Source organism: Sinorhizobium arboris LMG 14919, from assembly GCF_000427465.1.
Lineage (GTDB): Bacteria > Pseudomonadota > Alphaproteobacteria > Rhizobiales > Rhizobiaceae > Sinorhizobium > Sinorhizobium arboris.
Map to the genome: position 1 here is coordinate 154034 of NZ_ATYB01000014.1, position 15264 is coordinate 169297.

The window sequence follows — 15264 nt, forward strand, 5'->3', positions numbered from 1 at the left end:
CATCGGTTTGTCACCAGCGCTGATGAACATGAACCTTGATGAGCCGCTCGTAAAGCGCCGCGATTGCCGCGAGCGTCGCCTCGTCGATCGGTGCGAGGGCGCTTGCGGCCGCGTTCGATTGCGCCTGCGCTGCATTGCGGGCGCCCGGAATAACGACGGAAACGGCGTCCTGCACAAGGATCCAGCGCAATGCGAATTGCGCCATCGGCATCTGAGCGGGCACCAGCGCGCGCAGTTCGTCTACCGCTTCGAGCGCCACGTCGAAGGGCACGCCGGCAAAGGTCTCCCCGACGTCGAAGGCTTCGCCGTGACGATTGAAGTTGCGGTGATCGTCAGGAGCAAAGACGGTATCCCTGCCGATCCTGCCCGAAAGCAGGCCCGAAGCGAGCGGCACGCGCACGATGACGCCGACATTCTTCTTTCTTGCCTCGGCAAGGAAGAGATCGTGGGGACGCTGGCGGAAGATGTTATAGATGATCTGCACCGTTGCGACGCCCGGATATTCGATCGCCTTCAGTGCCTCCTCGACCCTCTCGACCGAAACGCCGTAGTGACGGATCTTGCCTTTGGCGACCAGCCGGTCGAGTGCGCCGAAGACCTCCGGCCGGTAATAGACGTCCGTCGGCGGGCAGTGCAATTGCACGAGATCAAGCGTATCGAGCCCAAGATTTCCGAGGCTGCGGTCGATGAAGGCTTCGATATTCGCGCCTGTATAGCCGTTCGCGACATGCGGATCGAGTCGGCGCCCGGCCTTGGTCGCAACGAAGGGCCGCTCGCCGCCACGCTCCTTCAATACGTCCCTGATGATCCTCTCCGAGCGGCCGTCTCCATAGACATCCGCCGTGTCGATGAAGGTGATGCCGCTGTCGAGGGCGGCATTGAGCGCGCGCTTGCCATCCTCTTCGCTGACGTCGCCCCAGGAGCCGCCGATCTGCCAGGCGCCGAAACCGATCTCCGAAATCGTGGCGCCCGTTCGTCCCAAGATCCTTGTTTTCATCGAGTGTTTCCTCTCCATCTTGATGCCGGAACCTCAGCTCCGTTCGGTTCGCATAACTATGACGATAGTGGCGAAGATGAAAGCTCCGGTCAGTCGCGGAGCGTCACGAGCGCCTTCCCGCGACTGAGATCGCTCACAAGGGTGAGCATGTCGTTCACCGCGTCTTGCCGTATCTCGACCGACAGCACCGCACCGGTGCCGGTGAAGTTCTCGGAGGCGATCGACACGCCGCGGGCCGGCAGCCGCGCCTTGATGAGCGCGAGATCGGCGAAGTCGCAGACGATCTCGGCGCGCTGGCGCTCGATGAGCTCGATCTTCTCCGCGGCCCTCAGGCAAAGCGCCGCAGTGCCGCCATAGGCGCGGACCAGCCCGCCGCTGCCGAGCAGAATGCCACCGAACCAGCGTGTGACGACAAGGGCGACGCGATCCAGCGACTGACCGTCGATCGCCGCAAGGATCGGCTTGCCCGCCGTCCCGCTTGGTTCGCCGTCGTCGCTGAAGCGATAGCTCTGACCGACCCGCCAGGCCCAGCAATTGTGATTGGCCGCCGGGTCCGAGTGGGCGGCAATGAAGGTTTTGGCCGACAGTTCGTCCTCGATCGGCCCGGCAATCGCCAGGAAGCGGCTCTTCTTGATTTCCTGTGTCGAGGTCTCGATGCGTTGGAGCGTGAACATCCGCTTTGTCCCGATTCTTCCAGCGTCATAGCGGAAGAAGGGCGCACCGTCATCGTCAAGGTCACCCCTCCCGCAAGGGGGAAGGGCTTTGGTGCTCGCTGCCGCCGACAGTCAGACCTGAAAACCGGGCCTGCTGAAACGGCTAAAAAGAACGGAGAGGCTGGGCGGGATCAACCCCTCCCCCTTGTTCCCCCTTGTGGGGGCTGGGGAGGGGTAAATCTGGGGATGGGGGAGGGGTAAATCGGCACGCTCACCCGATCGCCATCAGACTGGCATTGCCGCCGGCTGCCGCCGTATTGATCGAGGCGGAAACCTCTTCCACGAGCCAGTTGAGGCAAAAGGCGTCGGGGTTGCGGGCGATCTCCTCGCTCCCTGCGGCCTGAACGAGCAGCAGCGGGCCGGGCAGGGCGGCGATAGCCTTGTTGACTGCGCGAATGCGCTCAGCGTCACCTTCGACCAGCGCGCCGGCGAAGGGGCCGTCGGCGGCCCAGTCCTTGGACCAGGAAACCCGCAGGCCGACGGTTTGCGGGAGGTTCTTCAGCGAAGCCTGCAGACCGGAGGCGGCATCGATCGCGACGCTGTTGCCGGTTGCGAGCGCAGCGGCGAGCTGGTGGTACAGCCCGCTCTCCGTCGCCGGCACGAGGAGGATGCGGCCGCGCGCATGGAGCGTATAGAGATTGCGTTCGCCGACCGGGCCGGGCAGTTCCAGATCCAGGCCAAGCGCCGAGCTGCTGCCGGCGTTGCGGGCCGCTTCGGCCTCCGCGCGCGCGCCTTTGCCGTCGAGCCACTTGGCGAAGTCGAGAAGGACCGGATCCGTGTGTACGGAGCTGTGCTGCGGCGGGACCGGTGCGGTGGTGACCAGGCGGCCGAGATAAAGCGGACCGCCGGCCTTGGGACCGGTGCCGGAAAGACCGCGGCCGCCGAAGGGCTGAACACCCACCACTGCGCCGATGATGTTGCGGTTGATGTAGAGGTTGCCGGCCTTGATACGGCTCGTCACATGCGCGATCGTCTCGTCGAGGCGCGTGTGGAGCCCGAAAGTCAGGCCGTAGCCGGTGGCGTTGATGTCGTCCACCAGCCGGTCGAGATCGTCGCGCCGGTAGCGGATGACGTGCAGTACCGGCCCGAAGACCTCATGCTTAAGATCGGAAAGCTTCTCCAGTTCGATGATCGTCGGCGGCACGAAGGTGCCCTTCCCGGTCTCAGAGGCAAGCCCGATCTGCTCGACCTTGCGGCCGAGCCCGCGCATCCGCTCTATGTGTTTCTCGATGTTGTCCTTCGCCTCCGACGTGATGACCGGGCCGACATCCACCGAGAGACGATCGGTGCGGCCGATATGCAATTCGTGCAGAGCGCCCTTCAGCATCGTCAGGATGCGGTCGGCCACGTCCTCCTGCAGGCACAGTACACGCAGTGCCGAGCAGCGCTGGCCGGCACTGTCGAAGGCGGAGGTGATCACGTCGCCGACCACCTGCTCGGCAAGCGCCGAGGAGTCGACGATCATCGCATTCTGGCCTCCGGTTTCGGCGATCAGCGGGATCGGCCGGCCGGCGGGCGAAAGGCGGTCGGCAAGCTGTGCCTGGATCAGCCGCGCGACTTCCGTCGATCCGGTGAACATCACGCCCGCGGTCTCGGCTGCGGCGACCAGCGCGGCACCGACGCGTCCGTCGCCCGGAAGAAGCTGCAATGCGCTCGCCGGAATGCCGGCCTCATGCAGGATGCGCACACCCTCGGCGGCGATCAGCGGCGTCTCTTCCGCGGGTTTGGCGAGCACAGGATTGCCGGCGACGAGCGCGGCGGCGACCTGCCCGGTGAAGATCGCCAGCGGGAAGTTCCATGGGCTGATGCAGACGATCGGCCCGAGCGGTCCGTGGCCGGGGCCGAGCGTACGGCGCGTCTGTTCGGCATAGTAGCGCAGGAAATCGATCGCCTCGCGCACCTCGGCAATGGCATTCAGCGCCGACTTGCCTGCCTCGCGGATGATCAGTCCGAGAAGCGTGGGCATGCGGGCCTGCATCAGCTCGGCGGCGCGGTCGAGGCAGGCCGCGCGCTCGGACGGCGGCACGGCCGCCCAAGCCGGCGCCGCTTCGGCGGCAAGGCGCACGGCGCGCCGCGCGTCCTCTTCCGAGGTCTCGGTCACCGAGCCGACGACCTCACGATGGTCGCCGGGGTTCAGAACCGTCCGCGTCTCGCCGGCAGCGGGGCCGGTTGCGAGCTGCGGCATGGCCGTCCACTTCATCGCCGCGCTTTCCCTCAGCGCTTCCGTAAGCGCCGCAAGCGTTTCCTCGTTGGACAGATCGAGCCCGGCGGAATTGGTCCTCGCATCGCCGAAGAGCTCGGCCGGCAAGGCGATCTTGTCGTGCTTGGCGCCGACGACCGGCATGGCGCGGACGAGGTCGACGGGATCGGCGATCAGTTCGTCGATCGAAACCTTCGGGTCGTTGATGCGATGCACGAAGGAGGAATTGGCGCCGTTTTCGAGCAGGCGGCGGACCAGGTAGGCGAGCAGCGTCTCATGGGTGCCGACAGGCGCATAGATGCGGCAGGGGCGATTGAGCTTGCCGCGGCCGACGACCTCTTCATAAAGCGGCTCGCCCATGCCGTGCAGGCACTGGAATTCGTATTTGCCCACCTGAAAGTCCTTGCCCGCCATGTGGTAGATGGCGGCGAGCGTCTGGGCGTTGTGTGTCGCGAATTGCGGGAAGACCACATCGGTCGCGCCAAGCAGCTTGGCTGCGCAGGCGGTATAGGAGACGTCGGTGTGGATCTTGCGCGTGAAAACCGGGAAATCCACGAGCCCGTCGAGCTGCGCCCGCTTGATCTCGGCATCCCAATAGGCGCCCTTCACGAGCCGCACCATGATGCGCCGGCCGGAGCGCCGGGCAAGATCGATGATGAAGTCGAGAACGAAGGGGCAGCGTTTGCCATAGGCCTGCACGACGAAGCCCATGCCGTTCCAGCCGGAGAGATCGCCGTCGAGGCAGAGCTCCTCGAGGAGATCGAGCGACAGTTCCAGCCGGTCGGCTTCCTCCGCGTCGATGTTGAGCCCGATATCGTAATTCTTGGCGAGGAGAGCGAGCGCCTTCACCTTCGGCAGCAATTCGCCCATCACGCGCGCGGCTTGCGCGCGGCTATAGCGGGGGTGCAGTGCCGAGAGCTTGATGGAGATGCCGGGGCCTTCATAAATGCCGCGGCCGGCAGAGGCTTTGCCGATCGCATGGATCGCCGTCTCATAGTCCTTGTAATAGCGTTCGGCGTCGGCGGCCGTGGTCGCCGCTTCGCCGAGCATATCGTAGGAGTAGCTGAAGCCCTTCTCCTCGAGCTCCTTCGAACGGTTCAGCGCTTCCCGGATCGTCTCGCCGGTGACGAACTGTTCGCCCATCATCCGCATCGCCATGTCGACGCCGCGCCGGATCACCGGCTCGCCGCAGCGCGAGATGAGACGCGTGAGCGCCGCCGCGAGGCTGCGGTCGTTGACGGTCGAGGTCAGCTTGCCGGTGACCACAAGTCCCCAGGTCGCGGCATTGACGAAGAGCGAGCGGCTGCCGCCGAGATGCGATTTCCAGTTGCCGTCGGCAATCTTGTCGCGGATCAGCGCGTCGCGCGTCGCCCTGTCGGGAATGCGCAGCAGCGCCTCCGCAAGGCACATCAGCGCCACGCCTTCCTGGCTCGAAAGCGAATATTCCTGCACCAGTCCCTCGACGCCGGAACCGCTATGCTTGCCGCGCAGCGCCTCGATCAGCTTGCGGGCGGTGCTTGCTGCGGCCTCCCGTATTTCCTTCGGTTGCGTGGCCGCTTCGACGAGCGGCGGCAGGCATTCCGTCTCCGGGCGGCGGTAGGCGGCCGTGATCGCCCGGCGCAGCGTGCTTTGCGGCCGGACTGGCGGTGCGAAGTCGGCGAAGGGCGCGGGCGCGGCGTCGATCGCGGGTTTCTGAAGCGGGCTCTGGCTCATTGAACGCTGTCCTCCACGGAACGGTAGCGGGCGCTTTCGCGCACTGATGTGGTGGCAGAAAATACGCGTGCTGCCGCCGAACATCCATCCGGCAAATTAGCGTGATAGCCGAATGTTTCTCCACAATTGGCACCGCAAAGGGAGAACTATACGGAGCGTAAGCGAATGTTCCGGACGATCATAGGTCAGGATACCGTCCCGAAAAGTTGCTCCCGCGCCATCAGACACTCGTCGTCCCCCGGCATGCAGGTGCGACAGACGATCGGGCGTATGTCGTAGACCTTGCAGGCGACGGAGCGGCCGAGCTTGCCCTCAAGCGCCGTGCAGCGGCCGCTCTCGCAGCGCATGCCGCCGAGATCTGCAGCCACATACTCCGCCGGAATGCGCTCGAGCTCCTCCTCCGTCTCCAGCGAAAACCGCGGCCAGTCTGCCGAATAGGCGCAGCAGGCGCCGCAGCGCTGGCAGTCGAAAATCTGATCGGCGGGAACGGATTGGCTCATGACATCAGCCTATCATGAAGCGGGTGGCGCCGGAATGCCTGCCGCTTGCGCCGGAAGATCACGCTTCCGCTGCGTCGCGCCTTGCTATCTCGTAGTCTTCCGTATGCACGAGCACGCCATCGCCGGTCACCAGCGCGATGCCGTAGGCCGCCGGCTCGTCCACCGAAAGAGAGGCGTTCGCCGTGTCGAAGGGCATAGGCTGCTGGTGCACGGGACTTTTGAAGATCGAGAAGGGAATACCGCGACTGGAGCCGCTGATGGTGCGGTGAACGTGGGCGGCGAAGATGTGACGAACATTGCCGCGCCGCTTCACCAGGGCGTAGAAGTCGTCTTCATTGATGAGTCGGATCATGTCGATTCCGGCAAAGCCGCTGACATGCGGCGGATGGTGCATGAAGATGAGTGCCGGCCGGCTGCCTGCCTCTTCGAGTTGCCGGTCGAGCCAGGCAAGGCGCCTGTCGCACAGGTGGCCGGCGTGACTCACCGGATAGTCGTAGGGCGGTGCAAACAGCGTATCGAGCAGGATGGCGCGGCAATCGGCGAAATCGAGCACCTGCTGGACGAAGCCGTTTGCGTCGGTCGCCGCGTCGGTGAAGACGTCGAGAAACACCTCGCGCCGGTCGTGATTGCCGATCATGAGGGACGCCGGTGGGATGAGTTCGCCGAGAAGCGCCTTCAGCCGCTCGTAGGAGGAGCGGTCCGCCCGGTGTGTCAGATCGCCGGCGAAGATCACCCGGTCGGCATCCGCATGGTAGCGGTTGACGTGGGCGATGCCGTTTGCGAGCCGACGGTACGGGTCCAGCCCGATGATCGTCTCGCCTTCGGGCACCATGTGCAGGTCGGAGAAAATGATGAGCTTCGTCATGTGCGTCCCGCATGATGTCTCGCGGGTCACGCTCCTGCGCTTGCTTGCGGGCGTCAAGCGGCATCTTTGGGCGGGTCGGAGGCAGAGGGAAGGACGGGGATCGTCCTCGTCACCGCAACCGGTCCGCGGTTGCCGGCACGAAGCGCCGGGCGGTCAGTACGGCGCCGGCGGAGGTCCCGGCAGAGACGCGGTCGGCGACGGCGAGTTTGCCGGCAGCAAGCGCATTTCCTCGAGCGGCGGCGCGCTGGTAATAGGCGAAGGCCGAGTCTCGGTCGCCGCGCTCGGCGAGCAGATCGGCATAACTGACCATCGCCAGAGCGTGGCCGTTCTCGGCGGCTTCGGCGAGAATTCGGACGGACTGCAGCTTTTGGCCAGCCCTGTCGAGAACGCGGGCGAGCTGAAACTGCGTCCTGGCGCCGCCATCCTGATTATAGGCCTCTCGGCAGGCGGAAAGCGCCACCCCGATGCGGATGTCCTGCATTGCAACGGCCGGGAAGGCCCTGTTGCGTTCGAGGTCGAATTCGCTACCGGCTTCCCGGTCGCATTGTTCGGCGGCAGTCAGATCGCTTGCGTGCGCCGAAGGGACTGCTGAAGTGGCGAGAGACACGAGTGCCGCTGCTGCGAGCAGGTGGCGCAAGCCGATCCGACAGTTCGACAGAAACAGTTTTCTCATGGCGCTCTCCTTTTTGGTCGCCGCGATCCTAGGACCGCCGCAAAGCGCCATCTGTTCCTCGGGAAACAGCTGCTGATCCGTCGAACGGATGAATTGTGGGCCGAGATGCGACTTGCATCGGGTCCGCGTCGGTCTATCCTCGAAGGAACAGGGAGCGCTGCGGAAGCCAGCGGAGATGCCGATGCGGCGATTCGAGATGAGGAGGCGAGTCTTTCTTGGCGGCCTGATGCTTGCGGTCGCTTCCAGCGGCCGTTCGACGGCAGCTGCTCCGGTCGTCGGCAAAGCCGCGCAAATCCGCGGCAATGTCCGCCGTCGCCAGGGCGAAGACGAAGAGCGGCTGGCGATCGGCGGTGCCGTTCTCGACAAGGATTATGTTGTGACGAGCAGCGACAGCTTTGCTGATCTTGCACTGAGCGAGACGCGCATCCTGCTGGGTCCGCAAACGGAGCTGCTGATCGACAGCTTCATCGCCGGCCAGGGGGGCACGCTGGAACTGGGCGTCGGCCGGATGGTCTTCGACCGGCCCGAAGGCTTGCCGAAGACCGACGTGGCGGTGCGTACCGCTTTCGGCATGATCGGCGTTCGTGGAACGAAATTCTTCTGCGGCCCGAGCCGCGCGGCATTTGCGGTCTTCGTGGAGCATGGCGTGGTCTCGGTTCAGGGCGGCGGCGTTACACGGACAGTTGCGGCCGGCCAGGGCGTCGATTTTAGTCGCCCGGGCGCTGCGCCCAGCGAACCGACGCGCTGGGGAGAGGCGCGGATCCGCCAGGCCTATGCGAGCGTCGGGTTGAGGTAGGGCGATAGCTGGCACACCACGATGCGGTTGCTGTAGATGTGTGCCCCCTCATCCGCCTGCCGGCACCTTCTCCCCGCAGGCGGGGCGAAGGGGCAAGCGGTGCATGCTCGGTCCCTCTCACCCGCTGCGGTCCACAAGAGGAGAGGGGGACTTGAGAGTGTGCCGCGAGTCTCCTTCGCCCCGCTTGCGGGGAGAAGGTCGCGGCAGCGGGATGAGGGGCGGCGTCCCCTCGTTCCGCTCGAAGATCCTTATTCAACCATCGCTCGCTACCGTGAAAAGCTCAATCGATCCGAAGCCCCTGATGTCATGCCGGCCAAGCGGTCGCAGTACCGCTTTCGACTGCGCAGCCGCCGCCGGGCCGATGCAGATGGCGGTACCGAGGAACTTGTTCGCCTCCTGCAGGCGCGCTGCGAGGTTCACCGCATCGCCGTGGGCGGTGTAGTCGAGTTTCCCGCCGGCGCCCACCTCACCCAGCACCGCCGGCCCGGTTTCGATGCCGATACGAGTCCGGCCGAAACCGTGTTCGGCGAATTGCGGACGTCTGCGCATCTCCTCGGTCAGAATATGGATCGCCGCGGCGCAGTCGATCGCCTTGTCCACATGGTCGGCCAAATCCTCGGGCGCGTTGAAAAGAGCATGGACAGCATCGCCGACGACCTTGTCGACCATACCGGCATGTGCAGAAACGAGAGCGTTCACCTCGGCGAAATAGATGTCGAGCAGGGCCACGAGTTCGCGCGGCCCAAGTCTCTGCGACAGCGTCGAGAAACCCTCGATATCGGTGAAAAGCGCCGTCACGGGGCGTTCCTCACCGGCCAGACGCCCGCGATCAGGCTCGTCTATGTAGCGCGCCACCACGGTTTGCGGCAGGTATTGGGAGAATTTTCGCCGGGCGATCGCCTCGGCGCGCCGCGTATGCGCGAGCTGCAATGCGCTGGTGACGACGAGTACCGCAATCAGTACCAGGGACGTGCCGACGGCATCGAAGAGCCAGCCGGTAGAAGCATAGATCGCTCCCGCCACAGCGATGAAGGCGAGCACCGCCGCGGCGCCCAACAGGAGGGCGGCGAGCGGTCGAACCCTTGTTGCCGCATAGGAAGCCAGAATCCCCGCGGCGAAAGCGAAGACCGCTTCGACGGGCGGAAGATTGCTGCCGCGATAGGGCACGAACCCCGTCATGACCGCATTGGCGATGTCGGCGTGGATCTGAACCGACGGCTGGAGCGGCATGGAGGCGGTAGGCCGCAGCCCGCCCAGGTTCGGAAGGCTGCTGCCGAGGAACACCAGCCTGCCCGCCAGACGGCTCACTTCGGCGCGGCCGGCGAGGATGTCGGCGGCAGAGATCGTGCGCGCGGCGATCGCTTCCTCGGAGCTCGCGGCGAAGCGCAGGCTGCCGCTCTCGTCGAGTGGAATGATCGCGTGATCGAGTCTCAACCACGCGGGTTCTCCGCCCAGAACGGGCGTGCTGCTGCCGGCGGCAAGGCGCCCTGCTTCGATGCCGAGCGCCGGGTAGGCATCGTTGCCGAGGATGGCAAAAGCCTGCGCGCGCCGGACGCGCGCATCCTCGTCGCCGATGAGGAAGGCGGCCGTCCCGGCCACCGACCGGTCCATGAAGGCCGGGCAGGAGGTTTCCGCGCCTTCGATGAACCACTGCGCAGGAATCGCAAGCTCGCGCCTGAGGGCCAGAGGCGGGACGGGCCGCGGCCGTTCGAGGACGCGGCCGGCCGCCAAAAAGCCGAGGACCACGGGGGCCCTGCCGATTGCCGCAGCGAGCGCGGCGTTTGCAGGCGAACTCTGGTCGCAGGCGGAACTGAAGACGAAATCGACGGCGATCGCCTTCGGCCCGGCCGCGGCCAGGCGAGAAATCAAATCGGCGGTCGCTGCCCTGTCCCAGCGACCGCCGCTCGTCTCGTACGCCTCGCGGTCGACATCGACGACGATGATGCCCGGCGATCTCGGCGAGGGCACCCATTGCGTGATGTTGTCGAAGAAGAGTTCGCGCTGGGTGTCGAGGATGGTTCCGGCAGAGAGATAGAGCAGCAGCGCCGCAGCGAGGCTGGCGATGATCCCTCCGGAAAGCGGGGTTATGCGGTAATGCATCCTCGGCCTTACGCTCAACCGCTCCAAGTCTTTGAAACCGCCCGCTTTTAGGCGAGCGGCATCAGTCCTCCTCCGGATCGGCGATGCTCAGCAGGCGCCCGACATTGCAGCAGATGATGCCGTCAGCGCGCTTGATCGCACCGCTTTCCTCCAGCGACAATATCGCGCGGTTCACCTTCGGCCGGCTCGCTCCGAGGATGGAGGCGATGTCCGTCTGGCTGAGCGTCAGCCGGAGATTGGCGCTTTGCGGCATCTCGCTACCGTGGATCTGGCGGAGCGTTGCCAGGAAGAAACGGGCGACGCGGGCGTTGAGATCGTAGAGCGCGATGGTTTCCAGCCTGTCCGTCGTGTCGCGCAACTGCGCGCAGAGGAAGCGGATCACCGCCTCGGCGGTCTTCGGCCTCTGTGTGATGAGAGCGAGGAAATCCTTCTTCCCGATCACATAGCCCTCGGCGGCGGTGACGGCGGTTGCGTCCGCCGAGCGCGGTTGGCCATCGAGCAGGGCCATCTCGCCGAACAGCGCTCCGGCTTCGTGCTGACGCAACAAGAGCTCGCGGCCCTGTGGTGTGAACAGCGAAAGCTTTATGCGTCCGGAAACCACCACGATCATATAGTCGCCATGATCCCCGCGCTGGAAGATGACCGTGCCTGCGGACCATTTCCGGTAGCTGGCAATGTCGGCGAGCTCGCATAAGGTTTCGCCGTCGAATTCCTCGAATATCGGGAACGACCGCCAGAAGGCGGGGCTCCGGTTGACTTCAGCCATTGCGATTACCCCTGCGTTTCCCCTTTACGCGCCGGGGAGTTTTCACCCTGCCGCCCCGACTTGCAACAGAAAAGCGCACGAGGCGCCGGCGTTGCATAGGGCCGCACGGGGCGTGGAGTTGACGACGAATCGATTTTGTTTCTAAATCGTGAACGATCTGTCGCCGGGCAGGCGGCTAGAGGATTTCGAAAATCCAGATATCTCTGCTGCCAACACGTTTTCCAACAGGAGCCTCGCGCATGTCCCAGAACGTCATCGTGCTCATCGGGCGCATTCTTCTCTCGATCATCTTCATTACTTCGGGCTTCGGCAAGCTTACCGATCCGTCCGCAACGGCCGGCATGATCACCAATGCCGGCTGGCCGGCCGCAACGGCGCTCGCCTATCTTGCCGGTCTCTTCGAACTCGTTGCCGGTCTTGCCGTTCTCGTCGGCTTTCAGACCCGCATCGCATCCTATCTGCTTGCGGCCTTCTGCCTGGTCACCGCTTTCGTCTTCCACAGCGGCGCAATCAACGTTCCGGACTTTCCGCCGGCGGCAAACGGGCTGCTGACGGTCTTCAATCAGATCATGATGATGAAGAACGTCACGATCGCCGGCGCATTCCTCGTGCTGGCCGGTTTCGGCCCGGGCGCGCTTTCGCTCGACGCCCGCGCCGGAAACACAGTCGCCGCTTAACGCAGGCATCGCTGATCGAAGAAGTACCCGCCGGCGCGCCGGCGGGTACTTTGTTTATGGTGTCACGTCCTCAAGGGTGGATAACGCCCTTGCGCAGGATGACGTTGCCGTAGAGCCGCGGCTCGCTGGTTTGCACCACCGCATGGGCCGCCTTCACCCGGGGGTAAAAGTCGGTCCCGAGCAACGGAACGACCGCCTGTGTCGGCTCATGTTTCCGGCAGCAGGCGATGATGTCCCGATGCACCGGATCGAGCACGTCCAGGTGCTCTTTCACCGTTGCGCGGAAGATCGCCTCGGGCACGAAGTCGTCGATCGGCAGAATGCTCAATATGGCGTCGAGCACCGGGATAAGCGGGTGCCCGTCCAGTCGGACGAGCCGGCGCGCGTGCTCGAGTCCGGGATAGTTTCCATCGACGATGGCAATCTCGTCGCCGTGCCCCATCGCTCTCAACGTGGAGAGAAGCTCCGGGCTCAGAATCGGGCTTATTCCTTTCAGCAACGCTCAAAGCTCCTTGAAGAGGACATTGGTGTCCAGCAGATATCGCGAGAAGAGCGGCAGACTGGCGCCGCCGATCGCGCGGGCGTGGCTGCCGACGGTGCCTTCGACGAGGTCCGGAAGCGTGACGCCCTGCAGGTCGAGCGTCTGCAGGGCCTTGCGCGTCGCGGCAAGAAGGCGGGCGCGCACCCAGGGCGGAAAACCGCCGTCGATTACGGCCGCGGAAAAATCGACGACGGACACCGCGGAGACGACGGCCTGTGCAAGCGCTGCTGCCGCGTCCTGAATCCAGATCTCGAGCGGCTCGCCGAAGTCGATCCAGTCGTCGGCGGAGTACCAGAGCGGCTCCGGGTCGATGCCGCGTTCGCGCAGGAGCTTTTCCAGCACGAAGACCGAGGCGATCTTCAGCAACTGCGTCGACTTGCCGTCCTTGCCGGCGACCGGCAGCGGGCCGACCGCGCCGGCGGTGCCGGTTCGGCCGGAGAAAAGGGCGGAGTTGATGACGACGCCGCCGCCGATGAAGGAGCCGATATAGAAGTAGACGAAATCCGGATAGCTGGCACCCACACCGAAGGCGAGTTCGGCACCGCAGGCGCTGGTGCCGTCGTTCTGAATGAACACCGGATGCCGGATGCGGGAGGTGACCGCCGCCTGCAGGTCGAAATCACGCCACCGGTCCATCTCTTCCCGCGGCGCGCCGACCTCTTCCGACCAGTTCCACAGTTCGAACGGCGTGGCGATCCCGACGCCGGCAATGCGGCCGCGCTCGCCGGGGCCAAGCTGTCCTTCGAGTTTTTCTATACCCCCGACAATGAAGCTGACGATCTCCTCGGGCAGCGGATAGGTATGGATCTGATGCAGATGCAGCCGAATGGTGCCCAGAAAATCCATCAGCACCAGATCGGCGCTGCGCCGGCCGATCTTCACGCCGAAGGAATAGACGGCATCCGGATTGAGCCGCATGGGGATGGAGGGCTGTCCGACGCGGCCGCGCACCGGCGCGCCGCGGACGAGCAGCCCGTCGGCTTCGAGCGACCGCATGATGACGGACGCGGTCTGCGCCGAAAGACCGGAGCGGCGCGCGATCTCGGCCTTGGACAGGCTGCCGTGACGGCGCACCAGCGACATGACGAGACGTTCGTTATAGGCGCGCACGCGCGTTTGGTTGGCCCCGCCGCTCGGGTCGACCACATCCGGCTGGGGCGGCCCCGCATAGGGGCCATCTGTCAGTGACATGCCACCGTTTCCTCCCATTGGTACCGTACGGTTCCTCGCCCCGATCCGGGGACGGCCACGCTCTACCTTAAAGCTTTACCGCGACCCCACTCCTGATCGCGGCACCCTGATGCCGCCTGCTCCGCGTGGGCCCGTCCGTATCTGATCCACGACTGTCTGCCCAATCCTCCCGGTTCGACTGAGGCGACGCCACGTGCAGAATGCCACAACGAGATAATAATTCAATTTGATTTATTTATTGACACCGCGGATTTTTGATGCTTGATTGACCATCGGAAGCGCCGTCTGCAGCTGAGGAGAATGCTGCAGCGGATCCTGAAGCCGGCACGCCGGCATTTTTCATCCTTGGGAGGATTTAATGAAGAAGACAGTTCTTTCTGCCGCATTCGGCGCGCTCGCCATGGGCGTGGCTTTCGCATCGCCCTCGCAGGCAGCCGAGGTGTCGGCATGCCTCATCACCAAAACCGACACCAATCCCTTCTTCGTGAAGATGAAGGAAGGCGCGGCCGCCAAGGCCAAGGAACTGGGCGTTACCCTGAAGTCCTATGCCGGCAAGATCGACGGGGATTCCGAGAGCCAGGTCGCTGCGATCGAGACCTGCATCGCCGACGGCGCCAAGGGTATCCTGATTGCCGCCTCCGATACCCAGGGTATCGTGCCTCAGGTCCAGAAGGCGCGGGATGCGGGTCTTCTGGTCATCGCGCTCGACACGCCGCTCGAACCCCTCGATGCCGCCGACGCGACTTTTGCGACGGACAACCTGCTTGCCGGCAAACTCATCGGCCAGTGGGCGGCCGCCACGCTCGGCGACGCCGCCAAGGAGGCCAAGGTGGCCTTCCTCGACCTCACGCCGTCGCAGCCCTCCGTCGACGTGCTGCGCGACCAGGGCTTCATGATCGGTTTCGGCATCGACCCCAAGGACCCGAACAAGATCGGCGACGAGGATGATCCGCGCATCGTCGGCCACGACATCACCAACGGCAACGAAGAGGGCGGCCGGACCGCCATGGAGAACCTCCTTCAGAAGGATCCGACCATCAACGTCGTCCACACGATCAACGAGCCGGCCGCCGCCGGCGCCTATGAGGCGCTGAAGTCCGTCGGACGCGAGAAGGACGTGCTGATCGTTTCCGTCGACGGTGGCTGCCCGGGCGTCAAGAATGTCGCCGAGGGCGTGATCGGTGCGACGTCGCAGCAGTATCCGCTGATGATGGCGGCGCTCGGCATCGAGGCGATCAAGAAGTTCGCCGATACGGGTGAGAAGCCTACTCCGACCGAAGGCAAGGACTTCGTCGACACCGGCGTTTCGCTCGTCACCGACAAGCCGGTGTCCGGCGTCGAGTCGATCGATACCAAGACCGGCATGGAGAAGTGCTGGGGCTGATCGGCCGGCACACGGGTGTGCAGGGAAGGGCGGCCCCGGCCGCCCTTCCCGCAAGGGCCAAGGTCTTTGACAAGGTGCCGAAAACCTGCGCAATTTTCAGAGCGGGGCGAGGAAAGCGCGAGGTGCTTTTTGCCCGCGTTCCGCTCTG

General features: G+C 64.8%; 12 protein-coding genes and 1 pseudogene. 3 read left to right on the forward strand and 10 right to left on the reverse strand.

The window, feature by feature from the left end; genetic code table 11:
* Positions 1 to 10 precede the first annotated feature (10 nt).
* The 6 genes from SINAR_RS0111790 to SINAR_RS0111815 form a co-directional block, all read right to left on the reverse strand.
* The gene (locus tag SINAR_RS0111790; protein WP_027999289.1) at positions 11 to 997 is read right to left on the reverse strand and encodes an aldo/keto reductase; all 987 of its coding nucleotides are present in this window, start codon (positions 995 to 997) and stop codon (positions 11 to 13) included.
* 89 nt (positions 998 to 1086) lie between these two features.
* Positions 1087 to 1671 carry an IMPACT family protein gene (locus SINAR_RS0111795; RefSeq protein WP_027999290.1) on the reverse strand — a complete coding sequence of 195 codons (585 nt, stop codon included), beginning with the start codon at positions 1669 to 1671 and terminating at the stop codon, positions 1087 to 1089.
* Positions 1672 to 1921: 250 nt separating this feature from the next.
* Positions 1922 to 5623 (reverse strand): trifunctional transcriptional regulator/proline dehydrogenase/L-glutamate gamma-semialdehyde dehydrogenase, encoded by a 3702-nt coding sequence (gene putA, locus SINAR_RS0111800; protein WP_050577494.1) that lies wholly within the window; start codon positions 5621 to 5623, stop codon positions 1922 to 1924.
* A 185-nt stretch (positions 5624 to 5808) separates the two neighbouring features.
* The gene (locus SINAR_RS0111805) at positions 5809 to 6123 is read right to left on the reverse strand and encodes a YkgJ family cysteine cluster protein (protein ID WP_027999292.1); all 315 of its coding nucleotides are present in this window, start codon (positions 6121 to 6123) and stop codon (positions 5809 to 5811) included.
* Positions 6124 to 6181: 58 nt separating this feature from the next.
* Positions 6182 to 6988 (reverse strand): 2', 3'cyclic nucleotide phosphodiesterase SpdA, encoded by an 807-nt coding sequence (spdA, locus tag SINAR_RS0111810; protein ID WP_027999293.1) that lies wholly within the window; start codon positions 6986 to 6988, stop codon positions 6182 to 6184.
* 109 nt (positions 6989 to 7097) lie between these two features.
* On the reverse strand, positions 7098 to 7661 hold the full coding sequence (locus tag SINAR_RS0111815; protein ID WP_027999294.1) for a hypothetical protein: 564 nt from the start codon (positions 7659 to 7661) through the stop codon (positions 7098 to 7100).
* A 181-nt stretch (positions 7662 to 7842) separates the two neighbouring features.
* On the opposite strand from SINAR_RS0111815, the gene SINAR_RS0111820 reads away from it, so the two are divergent.
* Complete coding sequence (locus tag SINAR_RS0111820) at positions 7843 to 8457, forward strand: FecR domain-containing protein (protein ID WP_027999295.1); 615 nt, start codon at positions 7843 to 7845, stop codon at positions 8455 to 8457.
* A gap of 232 nt (positions 8458 to 8689) precedes the next feature.
* On the opposite strand, the pseudogene SINAR_RS0111825 reads toward SINAR_RS0111820, so the two are convergent.
* Positions 8690 to 10557: pseudogene (locus tag SINAR_RS0111825) on the reverse strand (CHASE2 domain-containing protein); the annotation flags it as partial.
* 61 nt (positions 10558 to 10618) lie between these two features.
* Positions 10619 to 11323: a Crp/Fnr family transcriptional regulator gene (locus tag SINAR_RS0111830; protein WP_027999297.1), complete on the reverse strand. Its 705-nt coding sequence runs from the start codon at positions 11321 to 11323 to the stop codon at positions 10619 to 10621.
* A gap of 239 nt (positions 11324 to 11562) precedes the next feature.
* Here SINAR_RS0111830 and SINAR_RS0111835 point away from each other — a divergent pair, with 239 nt between their 5' ends.
* The gene (locus SINAR_RS0111835) at positions 11563 to 12000 is read left to right on the forward strand and encodes a DoxX family protein (protein WP_027999298.1); all 438 of its coding nucleotides are present in this window, start codon (positions 11563 to 11565) and stop codon (positions 11998 to 12000) included.
* 70 nt (positions 12001 to 12070) lie between these two features.
* On the opposite strand, the gene SINAR_RS0111840 is transcribed toward SINAR_RS0111835, so the two are convergent.
* On the reverse strand, positions 12071 to 12499 hold the full coding sequence (locus tag SINAR_RS0111840; protein ID WP_027999299.1) for an RbsD/FucU family protein: 429 nt from the start codon (positions 12497 to 12499) through the stop codon (positions 12071 to 12073).
* Between the two features lie 3 nt (positions 12500 to 12502).
* Positions 12503 to 13732 (reverse strand): ROK family transcriptional regulator, encoded by a 1230-nt coding sequence (locus SINAR_RS0111845; protein WP_027999300.1) that lies wholly within the window; start codon positions 13730 to 13732, stop codon positions 12503 to 12505.
* 358 nt (positions 13733 to 14090) lie between these two features.
* Here SINAR_RS0111845 and SINAR_RS0111855 point away from each other — a divergent pair, with 358 nt between their 5' ends.
* Complete coding sequence (locus SINAR_RS0111855; protein WP_003531511.1) at positions 14091 to 15116, forward strand: sugar ABC transporter substrate-binding protein; 1026 nt, start codon at positions 14091 to 14093, stop codon at positions 15114 to 15116.
* The last annotated feature ends 148 nt before the right edge of the window (positions 15117 to 15264 follow it).

What these genes read in the sequence shown, in the direction of transcription:
- SINAR_RS0111790 (WP_027999289.1), bottom strand. Translation starts at nt 997, where the DNA reads ATGAAAACAAGGATCTTGGGACGAACGGGCGCCACGATTTCGGAGATC.
- SINAR_RS0111805 (WP_027999292.1), bottom strand. Translation starts at nt 6,123, where the DNA reads ATGAGCCAATCCGTTCCCGCCGATCAGATTTTCGACTGCCAGCGCTGC.
- SINAR_RS0111820 (WP_027999295.1), top strand. Translation starts at nt 7,843, where the DNA reads ATGCGGCGATTCGAGATGAGGAGGCGAGTCTTTCTTGGCGGCCTGATG.
- SINAR_RS0111830 (WP_027999297.1), bottom strand. Translation starts at nt 11,323, where the DNA reads ATGGCTGAAGTCAACCGGAGCCCCGCCTTCTGGCGGTCGTTCCCGATA.
- putA (WP_050577494.1), bottom strand. Translation starts at nt 5,623, where the DNA reads ATGAGCCAGAGCCCGCTTCAGAAACCCGCGATCGACGCCGCGCCCGCG.
- SINAR_RS0111835 (WP_027999298.1), top strand. Translation starts at nt 11,563, where the DNA reads ATGTCCCAGAACGTCATCGTGCTCATCGGGCGCATTCTTCTCTCGATC.
- SINAR_RS0111855 (WP_003531511.1), top strand. Translation starts at nt 14,091, where the DNA reads ATGAAGAAGACAGTTCTTTCTGCCGCATTCGGCGCGCTCGCCATGGGC.
- SINAR_RS0111845 (WP_027999300.1), bottom strand. Translation starts at nt 13,732, where the DNA reads ATGTCACTGACAGATGGCCCCTATGCGGGGCCGCCCCAGCCGGATGTG.
- SINAR_RS0111795 (WP_027999290.1), bottom strand. Translation starts at nt 1,671, where the DNA reads ATGTTCACGCTCCAACGCATCGAGACCTCGACACAGGAAATCAAGAAG.
- spdA (WP_027999293.1), bottom strand. Translation starts at nt 6,988, where the DNA reads ATGACGAAGCTCATCATTTTCTCCGACCTGCACATGGTGCCCGAAGGC.
- SINAR_RS0111815 (WP_027999294.1), bottom strand. Translation starts at nt 7,661, where the DNA reads ATGAGAAAACTGTTTCTGTCGAACTGTCGGATCGGCTTGCGCCACCTG.